At 36.7% G+C, this 12,429-nt stretch carries 8 protein-coding genes and 1 pseudogene; 4 read left to right on the top strand and 5 right to left on the bottom strand.

Annotated elements, in window-relative coordinates; all coding sequences use genetic code 11:
• Window positions 1–308: 308 nt before the first annotated feature.
• Both AACH21_RS00595 and ltrA read left to right on the top strand, forming a co-directional pair.
• A complete protein-coding gene (locus tag AACH21_RS00595) occupies window positions 309–575 on the top strand; it encodes a hypothetical protein (protein WP_338482311.1) in 267 nt (88 codons plus the stop codon).
• A gap of 8 nt (window positions 576–583) precedes the next feature.
• Entirely contained in the window at window positions 584–2,101 is a 1,518-nt protein-coding gene (ltrA, locus tag AACH21_RS00590; protein ID WP_338482563.1) for a group II intron reverse transcriptase/maturase, read from the top strand.
• Here ltrA and AACH21_RS00585 read toward each other — a convergent pair.
• Window positions 2,081–2,913, bottom strand: a pseudogene (locus AACH21_RS00585) (IS5 family transposase). The gene ltrA and the pseudogene AACH21_RS00585 sit on opposite strands and share 21 nt — an antisense overlap.
• Window positions 2,914–3,046: 133 nt before the next feature.
• Between AACH21_RS00585 and AACH21_RS00580 the strand changes: the two are divergent.
• Window positions 3,047–3,817: an Rpn family recombination-promoting nuclease/putative transposase gene (locus tag AACH21_RS00580; RefSeq protein WP_338482561.1), complete on the top strand. Its 771-nt coding sequence runs from the start codon at window positions 3,047–3,049 to the stop codon at window positions 3,815–3,817.
• A gap of 10 nt (window positions 3,818–3,827) precedes the next feature.
• On the opposite strand, the gene AACH21_RS00575 is transcribed toward AACH21_RS00580, so the two are convergent.
• Window positions 3,828–5,426 carry an ABC transporter permease gene (locus AACH21_RS00575; RefSeq protein WP_236514351.1) on the bottom strand — a complete coding sequence of 533 codons (1,599 nt, stop codon included), beginning with the start codon at window positions 5,424–5,426 and terminating at the stop codon, window positions 3,828–3,830.
• Between the two features lie 129 nt (window positions 5,427–5,555).
• Between AACH21_RS00575 and AACH21_RS00570 the strand changes: the two genes are divergently transcribed.
• On the top strand, window positions 5,556–6,362 hold the full coding sequence (locus tag AACH21_RS00570; RefSeq protein WP_338482559.1) for a rhodanese-related sulfurtransferase: 807 nt from the start codon (window positions 5,556–5,558) through the stop codon (window positions 6,360–6,362).
• Between the two features lie 41 nt (window positions 6,363–6,403).
• Here the strand turns inward: AACH21_RS00570 and AACH21_RS00565 are convergent, their stop codons facing one another.
• The 3 genes from AACH21_RS00565 to AACH21_RS00555 form a co-directional block, all read right to left on the bottom strand.
• Window positions 6,404–7,030, bottom strand: a complete 627-nt coding sequence (locus AACH21_RS00565; RefSeq protein WP_338482558.1) for a hypothetical protein — start codon at window positions 7,028–7,030, stop codon at window positions 6,404–6,406.
• A gap of 57 nt (window positions 7,031–7,087) precedes the next feature.
• Window positions 7,088–9,538 carry a type I DNA topoisomerase gene (topA, locus tag AACH21_RS00560; RefSeq protein WP_077188609.1) on the bottom strand — a complete coding sequence of 817 codons (2,451 nt, stop codon included), beginning with the start codon at window positions 9,536–9,538 and terminating at the stop codon, window positions 7,088–7,090.
• Window positions 9,539–9,625: 87 nt separating this feature from the next.
• Window positions 9,626–11,665, bottom strand: coding sequence for an ankyrin repeat domain-containing protein (locus tag AACH21_RS00555; RefSeq protein ID WP_338482557.1), 2,040 nt, complete (start codon window positions 11,663–11,665; stop codon window positions 9,626–9,628).
• Window positions 11,666–12,429: the final 764 nt, after the last annotated feature.

Raw genomic sequence — 12,429 nt, 5'->3', positions numbered from 1 at the left:
TCAGAAAGAAACTGAAAGGATTCTAAAACTTATTAAACCAGATGTTTTGCCGTCTGAGTCTACGCATCAGTGCGAATCGGGCAACCGGTTGGTGCCAAGCGATGCGGACAATGAACCTCCTCTTGAAAAAGAAGATGCTCAATCGTGAGAGGGGCATAAACTGCAAGCATCATGTGGTTGGAGGGCTAGGCTAGTGGTATGGTGAACGTAAGTGAAGCTTTATAAGTACCGATACGATGAAAGAGCTAAAGATGCTGATAAGCTCTGACCAAAAGGTAATGTGGATAAGTTACATTTTTCATTTCTAGATGTACGCAAATAATAACTCCACCGGTATAGAGAAGCCACCTAACCCACTATTGTATGACTGGAGAAACAGGGTAAGCCTGTATTTTCGCCTACATGGCAAGCAAACCGCAAGGAATGCTGATGGAAGTGCAGGTAAAGGAGAATGGAGAAAGCGAATGCCATTTTGTAACGAAATGGATAGAATTTGTAACATTAATTCGCGTGAAAACGAGCAGACTTCCGTTTGGTCCCTCGTGACAAGAAACTTTGTTAACCACTTAAGGTAGGAAAGCAGATGATTACAAGTAAACCTGTAAGTGCATCTACCAAAAGCTTTGAAGCATGGAAGCAGTTGCCATGGAAGAAATGCCAGAAAGTTATTGTGAGGCTACAAAGACGTATTGTTAAGGCTGTCCAAGAAGGAAGATGGGGTAAGGTAAAAACTTTACAACATCTTCTCACACGCTCTTTTAGCGGAAAAGCTTTGGCTGTTAAGAGAGTAACTGAAAACCAAGGAAAAAACACAGCGGGTGTAGATCGTCAACTATGGTCAACTTGCAATGCTAAATTTCAAGGAATAAAGCAGTTAAAGCAAAGAGGATATAAACCTTCTCCGCTAAAACGGATTTATATCAGTAAATCTAATGGCAAAAGAAGACCTCTTGGAATACCCACGATAAAAGATAGAGCCATGCAAGCATTATATCTGTTTGCTCTGGAACCGATAGCTGAAACGATCAGTGATCGTCACTCCTATGGCTTTAGACCTAAAAGATCCTGTGCAGATGCTACAGTAGCTTGTCATTTGTTACTGGCAAGTCGTAATCAACTACAATGGATACTTGAAGGTGATATCAAAGGATGCTTTGACAACATTAATCATGAATGGCTTATGAAGCATATTCCTATGGAGAAAAAAATTCTGCATAGTTGGTTCAAAGCTGGCTTCCTAGAATCAAAAACTCTGTATCCCACAACTGCAGGTACCCCGCAAGGTGGTATAATTTCTCCAATACTAGCCAATTTAGCCTTAAACGGACTTGAAAAGTTATTGGAAAGTCGATTTGGTAAACTCGGCAGTAGAAAAAGAAACAAAATCAGAAGTGGAGTGAATGTAATCAGATACGCAGACGACTTTATTATTTCAGGTTTCACACATGAAGTACTGGAAAAGGAAGTTAAGCCTTTAGTATCATCTTTTCTTCATGAGCGAGGTTTAATTCTGTCAGAAGAGAAGACAAAGATTACATCTATCACAACAGGGTTTGACTTTCTTGGTTGTAATGTACGTAGATATAATAAGAAGTTAATTATTAAACCTTCGAAAGAAAGTATTAAAAGACTTCTTAATAAAGCACGTACATTGATAAAAGCAAATATAGCGAACACTCAGGCTATAGTAATTAAGTCACTCAACTCTCTACTGAGAGGATGGGGAAATTACTATCACCATGTGTGTGCTAAAAAAGCGTTTAGAAAGATCGACAATGAAATTTGGCATAGTTTATGGAAATGGGCAAAGAAAAGACATCCTCGTAAAGGATTACGTTGGATAAAGAATCGTTACTTCAAAGTAATGGGTCAACGCCAATGGGTTTTTGCTGCACCCCTATGCAAGAACAAACCAAAAGAGATACGGTATTTAAGACTGCTTAAGCTGATTGATATACCTATCAGACGACATGTTAAAATCAGAGCGGATGCAAATCCCCTTGACTTAAAATGGAAAAAGTATTTTGATGAGAGAGTGAAACGAACAAGAATGTTAGAGGTTGTCCGGAAACTAGTAAATTCAAGCATATTCCCTCTTTAACATAACCCTACTCATAGCTAGGTATATGAAATTCTCAGTGGATGTTGTGAGTAAATCATACTCCTTCGATAGCCTTCTATTCCTATTAACCCAAGCAAAAGTCCTTTCTACAACCCATCTTCTTGGCTGTACTTTAAACCCTTGTTCTCTTGTTGGTAGTAGCTCAGGTGGCGTATCTTTGTGCACCCAAAATCTACATGGAGGCCTTGTAACAATTTCAATATCTATGTCATATTCTTCCTTTATGTGATTCTTTAAATTTCTTCCTTGGTATCCCATGTCAGCCCACATTTTTTTAACTTTAGTATATTTTGTTCTCATATTGTTTAATGCTATTTTAATACCATCTCTATCATTTTCGTTAGCAGCGCCTACGTAACAACCTAGTATAAAACCCTGAGTGTCTGTAATTATATGCCTTTTTCTACCCTTTACTTTTTTACTTCCATCATAGCCTTTGATCCCCCCTTTTCTGTAGTCTTTACAGATTGACTATCTACTATACAGGCACTCGGCTGCTCATTCCTTCCTATTTTTCTTCTACTATATTTTGTAATTTCATAATTCATTTTCTCAAAAATTCCCTGCTTCTTCCATTGCCTGAACTGCTCATACACAGTCTTCCATAGCGGAAAATCATTTGGTAAATACCGCCATTGACACCCTGTACGCAATACATAGAAAATTGCTTCTAATATTTCTCTTTTGCTATACTTTGGCGGCCTTCCTCCTTTCTTGTATGATACTCTGAAGTGTTTTTCTATTCTTGCCCATTCCCTTTCGCTTAGATCTGTTGGATACTTTTTTCTCATCTTTACCCCGTACTAAAATTTCGGATATTATAGCCTTTTACTTGTTTCCGGACAACCTCTTAGCAAGCTCTTTCTCAAGAGAAGGTTCTCTACTGTTGGTGTCACCATTAAGAATGATGTTTCCTGAGGAATCATGAAGGACAAGCCGGTTCTAGAAAAGAAGAACTTAGATAAGGGGCTCAAGCGTAGTGTTGGGAAACCTGCATGCTGCGTTTCTAAGGGAGGGGGTAGTAGTAATACTGCTTCCTTACCTGACCAGCTCGCTAGAGACAAGGGCTTCGAAAAACGCGCTCAATTATATGCCGCTAAAGCCTACTCAAGACAATTAGATAAATCTGGCAACTACATTGATTTAAAGAAAGTCTTCTTTATTGCTATATCAAATTGTAACTTACTTCCTGAAGAAGTTGATTATATTTCTACTCACAATATACGTGATATAAAAACTAACGGCCATTACTTAAAAGATTTTCAGTTTGTCTTTATTGAGTTGCCTAAATTCGCAAAAAATAAAGTAGAGCAGTTAGAAAGTATAGTAGAAAGGTGGTGTTTCTTTTTTAAATACGCAGAAGAAACAACAGAAGAGGACTTAAAAGAGATAGCAGAAAAAGCGCCAATAATAAAGCTAGCATATGATGAATTAGACAAGTTTCGTTGGAACGAAAAAGATTTAGTAGCCTATGAAGAAAGGATAATGGATCTACGCAAAGAAGAAGCTATTCTTGAATACAGACTTGATCTTGCTGAAGAGAAAGGTATACAAAAAGGTATAGAGAAAGGGAAAATTGAAGGGAAAATTGAAGTCGCAAAAGCAATGCTGGCTAATAATGTTGATGTCAACACTATTGTTAAGTTTACTGGCCTTTCTATTAGTGAGATTGAAGAATTAAGTGGAAATCTGTGAACAGTTACGTTTATTTTTTATCCTTATCATCAAGTGTAAATAAGGTTATTGTAGAGATTAAGCCTATTATAACTATTATTAACGAAAATGGTGCAGCTTCTCTATAGCGCTCATCGCTTACAAGTTCATATATTCTAGTTGATATAGTTTCAAAATTAAATGGTCTTATAATAAGTGTTGCTGTGAGCTCTTTGATAGTATCCATAAATACGAGCAAAAATCCCGATAATATACTCTTCTTGATGAGAGGGATATGAACATTCAAACATGTGGAAATAGGTCCATGACCCATAGTATATGCAGTCCACTCAATTTCATTTGGTGTTTTTTTGAGCCCTGACTCTACCGCCTTGAAAGATATAGCAAAAAAACGGAATAAATATGAGTAAACTAATGCGCCAATAGTTCCTACTAAGCTAATTTCCACAACATATTGAGTAATGAAAGAGGATATTCTGCTTAAAAATATTATTATACTAATTGCGATAATTGCATTTGGAATTGCGTAGCCTAAAGAAATGAGACGCGCTATATTGTTGATTACCTTATTTTTACGCGCCGTATATCCAATCATTATTGCAATGCTAATTGAGATTAATGCGGTGATAAATGATAAACTAATGCTATTTGCTATTATGTTATAGAATCTTGCTTCGTATATGAAAAACCCCTTCTCTATGCTCCAATATATGAGCGGAATCATTGGCAAAATAAAACCTATTAATATCGGCAATACACACATAAGATAAGCAAAGATCAACGGTATAGCGCCACTTATACTCCGTTTGTTGTGATAATCTGAATTGGTATTGATTGAAGAGTAGGATATTCCTTTTTTTTGTAGTTTTTTTTCGATAGCTATTAGTGTTGCAACGAAAATCAACTCTGCAACTGCTAAAACAGTAGTTGAATATTTGTCATGCAGTAAAAACCAGGTGCGATATATTCCTGTCGTAAAAGTATCGATAGCAAGAAACTGTGGTGTGCCGAAATCTGTAATTACTTCCATTAGTACCAAAGACAACCCAGCTATAATTGATGGGCGTATGGAGGGTATGATGACAGAAAACAGGCTCTTCAATGAGGAGAACCCAAGTGTTGACGCAATAGTGACTGAGTTACTAACATTCTTTAGACTTGAGCGGACTAACATATAAACGTATGGATATAGGCTGAATCCCATTACTAATATTCCACCACCTAGGGATTTTATTTCAGGAAACCAATAGTCACCTTTGCTCCACTCTAAAATGTCTCTTAATGAGCTCTGCACCGGACCTGAAAACTCTAGTGTATTTACATAGACGAACGCTACTATATATCCAGGAATCGATATTGGAAAGAACAAAGCAATCTCAAAAATTTTACTTCCAGGAAATGAAAAAAATGTGGTAAGCCAAGCTGGAATTACTCCAAATATAAAGGATATTCCCCCCACTCCTATCATCAAAATTAACGTATTCAGTATATATTCAGGGAAAAGTGTGCTGATTACCCATCCAGAATTTGCTGATTCTGTAAATAGAATCGATATTAACGATAGTATAGGACAGACGAATAATATACTTACTGAAAATAAGAATATATTTTTAAATACTCTCAAAAACATTAATTTGGATCTATATTTGATATTAAAATGTTACATGTAAAAACTAAAGATATCCAGTAATTAACAGCCGTACTATTGAATATCTTTATAATTTTGTATATCATGTTTTTAGTTGATAAGTGAATAATCATGAGCTTCGTCATTGCAACTTTCTATCACTTTGTAGAACTCTCTAATTATTATGACATGAAAGACGAAATAAAAACTGCATGCGACAACATTGAATTAAAGGGTACTATACTCCTTGCAGAAGAGGGTATTAATGCAACCGTATCTGGTGAAAGAAACGCGATTGATAAAATATTCGATTTTCTACGTTCTGATTATAGGCTAAGGGACCTTACATGGAAAGAGAGTGCAGCAGAATATCAACCATTTAGCAAGATGAAGGTAAAATTAAAAAGAGAGATTGTGAATCTTGGTGTAGGCAATCTTGATATTTCCCTTAAGGGTAAATATGTTGATCCAGAGCATTGGGATGATTTTACTTCTCAACCTGACGTTTTAGTAATAGATACACGAAATGAGTATGAAGTGAAATTAGGCAAGTTTAAGAATGCAATTAATCTACACACACAATGTTTCCGTGAGTTTCCTCAGTGGACAGAGTCATTTTCTGAGAGTAAAGACCTGAAAGTGGCTATGTACTGCACTGGTGGGATTAGATGCGAAAAATCTACAGCATATATGAAAAGCCTTGGATTTAGTGATGTTTACCATCTTAAAGGCGGCATTCTTTCTTACCTTGAAAAAACTGATAATAAAAATGGTAATTGGAAAGGAGAATGTTTTGTTTTTGATGATAGAATTGCTGTTGATAACTCACTTACTCCAAGCAACACAATAAAATGCATATTCTGCTCAAATCAAGTTTCAACTGATAAACTGAAATCAGTTCCACGTGGCCAAGTGGTTTGTTTCAACTGTAAACTTTAGCATTAGAAAAAAGCTCCTGTACTAGAATTTAACACGGATCTTCAACAACTCCTTCGTGGTTGCATATTGTTTAATTCAGTGCTTTCAAGATATGTACTCACAGCATAACCCACCCCAGCTCCGAGTAACGCGCCAACCACAGCAGATGCAATAAACGCTGCAACAGAAACACCAACAGGAGTTAAAGCAGCAGCCCCTAAACAATATGCTGCAACTAGACCAATAACTAAACCAACTGTTGCTCCACAAATATAGTATTTGCTACTGCTTTTAAGTTTTTCTTGCGAGTTTGATACCTCATCCTGCAATTTTACGTTTGCACCTTTACCGCTAATCTTGTAACCAATTATATTAAGTGAAGGAAGATTTTTTTTGAGTTTATCTAATTCTTTTGCAACTTCATTGCTAATCTTGCACTCACTTAAATCAAGTGAAGTAAGATTTATGAGCTTAGCTAATTCTCTTGCAACTTCAACACTAATCTTGCACTTACCTAAATGAAGTGAAGTAAGATTTTTGAGCTCAGCTAATTCTTTTACAATTTCAACACTAATCTTGCACTCAGTTAAATCAAGTCTTGTGATATTTGGTATGCCTACTAACTTACTTACATCCGTGTAATCTAACCTACATAAAGCTGGAGTGTCGCCCTGTGTGTAAAATATCATTTATCCCACCGCATTATTAGAGTATATTTTAACTTTACCTAATATTTCAATAAAAGTCTACTTCTTACCCTTAATCAACTCTAAAGCCTTCTCCAGATCTATACTCTCAATATCTGCACTCTTGCCCAAAGCAACGTTTGTTTTACCGCATTTTATATAGAATCCGTACCTACCGTTGCAGATAAAAACTTCTTTTCCCTTTTCATTAACCCCGAGAGATTTTAACTCTTTGCGTGGACTGTTTGCAATAATTTGTACAGCTTCGCTCAATTCTGTATTCAGCACCTCTTTGGAGCTTTTCTTAAGAGAAAAGTATCTACCATCATAGAAAATATAGTACCCAAATCGCCCAAGGCCTATTTTTACTTCCTTTCCGGTTTCAGGGTGTTCTCCGATTACTTTTGGCAAGGAAAGTAACTGAGTAGCGGTGCTCAGATCAATCTCATTAACATTTATATCTTTTGGTATGGAAACCGTTTTTTTCTTTTTTAACTCGTTATTAAACTCCAGATAAAGTCCAAAAGGACCCTTTTTGATCATCACTTCTTGGTTTGTTATATCATCTATACCTAAACTTTTTGGATATTCTGAATTGTCGTTACTGCCCGTAATTTCTTTTGTATGGTTGCATTCAGGATAGTTAGAACATCCAAGGAACACCCCGGCTTTTCCAAAGTTCAATTTCAATATGCCACCTAAGCAAGCAGGACATTTCGTATTCACCTCTTTTTTTCCTTCTTCTGAACAAAACCAATCGATTACCAAATCGTGAATGCCGCTGAAAACTTCATCATGCGTCATTTGCTTAACAGAGTTTACATGACCAAAAAATGGCACCCAAAAGTGGCCTAATTCTTTTTTCCAATCTGCATGTCCATTTGAAATTAAATCAAGCTTTTCTTCCATTTGTGCTGTGAAATCATACTCTACACAACGCTGAAAAAAAGTTTCTAAAAATATAGTAACGATTTTACCACGACTGCTTGGAATAAACCTTTTGCTATCCAATGAAACGTACTCACGATCTTGTAATACCGAAATAATTGTTGCATAAGTTGATGGTCGACCTATACCGATTTCTTCCATTTTTTTTACGATACTTGCTTCACTATAACGAGGTGGCGGTTGAGTGAAATGTTGTTTTGGCTCAACTGAAATCAGCTTGCATGCTTCCCCTTCCTTCATGGCAGGTAGCAGGCCTTCATTTTCGGCTTCCATGTTATCTTGATAGACTCTATAAAAACCATCAAAGAATATACTCGACCCACTTGCTCGCAGAACTACTTTTTGATCAGTAGAACTAATTTCAACTACCACTTGATCAAGGATCGCCGACTCCATTTGACTTGCAATGGTCCTTTTCCAGATTAAATCGTACAATTTAAATTGCTCTGGCGTTAAGTAATCCTTAATACTACCCGGCGTTCTATTGATATCAGTTGGACGAATTGCTTCATGTGCTTCTTGAGCATTTTTGACCTTTTTTACATATTTACGAGGAGACTGCGGTAAATATTTATCACCATATAATGACTTAATTGACCCTCTAATTGAGTTTATAGCCTCATCTGCAATATGAAACCCATCTGTACGCATGTAAGTTATCAACCCTACAGTTTCACCACCAATATCGATACCTTCATATAAATTTTGCGCTATGCGCATAACACTTTTCACATTAAAATACAGTTTATTCACTGCATCTTGCTGAAGACTTGAAGTAATAAACGGAGGAAGTGGGTTTCTCTTAACTTGCTTGCGTTCTACTGTGCTTACAGCATATTGCCTTGACTCAATCTCCCTGACTAAGTTCTTTGCTTCTTCTTCATTCTTAATATCAAATTTTTCTAGCTTTTTATTGTCATAGTGGCTTAGCATAGCAAAAAAAGCCTCATCTTTGCTATTTTGCATTTCTGCCTTTATGCTCCAATACTCCTGTGTTATAAATTTACTAATTTCATCTTCTCGTTCGCATATAATCTTTAATGCAACAGACTGCACGCGTCCTGCAGACTTGCTCCCCGACAATTTTGTCCACAGCAGTGGTGACAAACTAAACCCAACTAGATAATCCAAAGCTCTACGTGCTTGTTGTGCACGCACTAAATCCATATTTATTTCACGTGGATTTTTTATAGCCTCTTGTACTGCTCTTTTTGTTATCTCATTAAAGACTACTCTATAAATGTTGTTTTCATTACTGATTGCTTTCTTTTCTTTTAATGTCTCTATCACATGCCAAGCCATTGCTTCCCCTTCTCTGTCTGGGTCTGTTGCAAGATATATATCTGATGTTTTGCTTGCGGCTTTTACTAGCTCTTTTATATATTTTTCTGCTTTTTCAATGGTTTCATACTTTATAGCAAAATCATTATCCGGATCGACAGAGCCGTTTTTTGCTGGAAGATCCCTCACATGTCCAAAGGATGCAGCTACTTTGAACTCTTTACTCAAATATTTACCTATTGTCTTTGCTTTCGCAGGTGATTCAACTATTAATAATGCCATATTGTTAATTATTTTAGTACTTAAAGATAATATGTTGAGAAATATACGATGAAAAGTAAAAAAATATTTTAATAGGTCTTGTGAATTTTACACAGTAGGTTGTTCATGGTTTCCAGAAAACCCTTGGACGTTGCTATTTTCAAGTGACTTTGAAGGCTGATTACAATAGTATATGATCGCAGCAGCAACCAGACAACAAGCTCCAACCACTATTCCCACCGCTAACATTTCTAAGTGAACTGCAATAGCTACTCCTAAAGCAACTCCAGCCACTGCCAGTACAGAGGCAGTTACAATAGGCAGTTTGCTCCTCTTTTCACTTCGTGAACTTGGTTGTATATTATTGTTCTGGATGTCATTTTCTTGATCTGAAACTAGTATTTTAGTACTGCCACTTTCAGAAGCTATGCTACTAGAGTTACCGTTGGTTGTTAAAAATTCTGGTTGTGTACTTTGTTGATTACCATTACTTTCGAGTTCTGAAGAAGCCTCACTATTACTTGCACCTATGTGTTTAATAATGCCAGTTATTTCACTTACAGGCTGAGGAACTTGCTCATCAACACTAGAAGAACAAGCTTGATCAATGTTTTGATCATCAGGGCTCTCGCTTGATAGGTTATTCTCTATAACCTTTGCAAACGCTCTTACTTTCAATGTAGGAGCATGCCTTTCTGCAAAATTTTCAAAATCTACGAAGTTAATTAGAGTGATTCCTCCATTTCCTAACTCTTTTCTAAAGTCATCTTTGTGAACTTTAAAAAAGTTTTCTATACCAGCAAATATCATTGCTTGAAAATCACGCCTATAATGCGTTGATAAAGCATCAATTAGCGGCTCATGATTGTGCAGAAAAATTTCTTTTTTTATTTCGTTAGCTTTATTAATTAGAGTATAAGCATATTCTGGATATTGCCTTTGTAAGCTTTTTTGGTTATCAAACTTACTGCATATATCTTCATTTTTTTTCCATATACTTACTAATGTACTAGTGTCACTTTCCTTCAAAAAGTCATGTAGTAACTTATCTTCCTCCTCAAGTTTTTCGTATTCACCTAGGCACCTATTCCAATATTCTGACATTTCCCTTGTAAAATTAGAATTATGTTGTACTAGATATTCTGGCTTTTGTGCATTGGAACCTTGTAACTTAATTTCATGTGCTATCAGAAACTCCGCTGCACTTTTGTGTTTCTTTTCAACAGCCAAATGCAAAGGAGTTTTGCCATCTGCGTTTTGTAAATTAACATCAGCCTCTGCTGCTAATAGAGCATTCACTGTATCTGTATGGCCATTCACAGTAGCCCAATGTAAAGGAGTTTTGCCATCTGCGTTTTGTAAATTAACATCAGCCTCTGCTGCTAATAGAGCATTCACTGCATCTGTATGGCCATTTTCAGCAGCCAAATGTAAAGGAGTCCATCCATTTTCACTCTTCGTATTAACACTAGCTTTACTTGCTATTAGAACTTCTACTATCTTTTTATGGTCATTTGCAATAACCCAATGTAAAAGAGCCCATCCATAATTCCATAAACCATCACTCGTATTAATATTAAATTCTTCTGCCTCCAATAGAGCATTTACTGCTTTTGTATGGCCATTTTTAATAGCCAAACGTAAAGGAGTTTCTCCATTATCATCTATTGCATCAATATCAGCCCCTTTTGCTAATAAAGCATTTATTGCACCCGTATGGCCTGTTTCAGCAGCCCTATGCAAAGAAGTTTGTTCCTTCTTACTTTTTGCATTAATATTAACCCCCGCCCCCGCTTTTATTAGAGCATTTACTACCTCCTTGTGACCAATTTTGGCAGCCCAATATAAAGGGGTCAGTCCATTCATATCTTTCGTATTAACATCAGCTCCATTTGATATCAGAGCTTCTACTACCTTTTTGCAGCCATCCCTAGTAGCCAAATATAACAATGTAAGTTTAAAAGAGGCAAGACCTGTATATAAGGTGAATTTATAATTTATGTTAAATCTATCATTTTTCCAATCCTGGAATGTACTTAAATCTATCCTCTGTAACCTCTCTTTTATCTTTTCGATTATGTTACTCTGATTTAAATCACCATCAGCATTTACTGCACTTAATATTTTTATCCACTGTTCATATTTCATAACTTTTCTCTACTAAACACTATACAAGCGTTTTATCCAGTATTTCAGCAACTGTCAATTTTGCTAACAAATCACGTAAAAATTTGTAGAAAACACTGGACTCCGTAGCATTACAAAAAATCCAATTATTTTCTTGCATTACTCTCTGTCATTCTGTTGCTCCTTTCTTGTCATCCCGCCGCGAACCGTCATACTGCCGCGGTATCTTAGCATAGATCCCGCTAACAAGCAGCGGGATGACGAGCTTATCGTCACGCCGCCGCGAACCGTCATACCGCCGCGGTATCTCTAGATCCCGCTAACAAGCAGCGGGATGACGAGCTTATCGTCACGCCGCCACGAACCGTCATACCGCGATTCATTCGCGGTATCTCTTAACATAGATCCCCTACTATACCTTAACATAGATCCCGCTAACAAGCAGCGGGATGACGAGCTTATCTTCATGCCGCCACGAACCGTCATGCCGCCGCGGTATCTCTTAGCCGCTAACACGTAGCGGGATGACGGTTGTCGTTTAGCTACAAACGTTAAGAAATTTACCAAATGAAAAAAAAGGCAAAAGAAGCCCTGGGGTTATTATCCGCTTTAAAATATTGGCGTTTTTTATGTTTTAAACGCTTGACAAGCAAGATTAAGCTGCTTTTAATTGCAACTAACTTACGCTGCAAATGTTTAAGAAGTTTACTAAGCAGGAAAAAAGACAAAGAATCCCCGAGTTAGCTAGTCTTTTACTATCTCTGTCGAGTATTGGCATTTTTTGA

This window comes from Wolbachia endosymbiont (group A) of Ophion costatus, assembly GCF_963969245.1.
Classification (GTDB): Bacteria; Pseudomonadota; Alphaproteobacteria; order Rickettsiales; family Anaplasmataceae; genus Wolbachia; species Wolbachia pipientis.
This window is presented reverse-complemented; position numbering and strand designations above follow the sequence as displayed.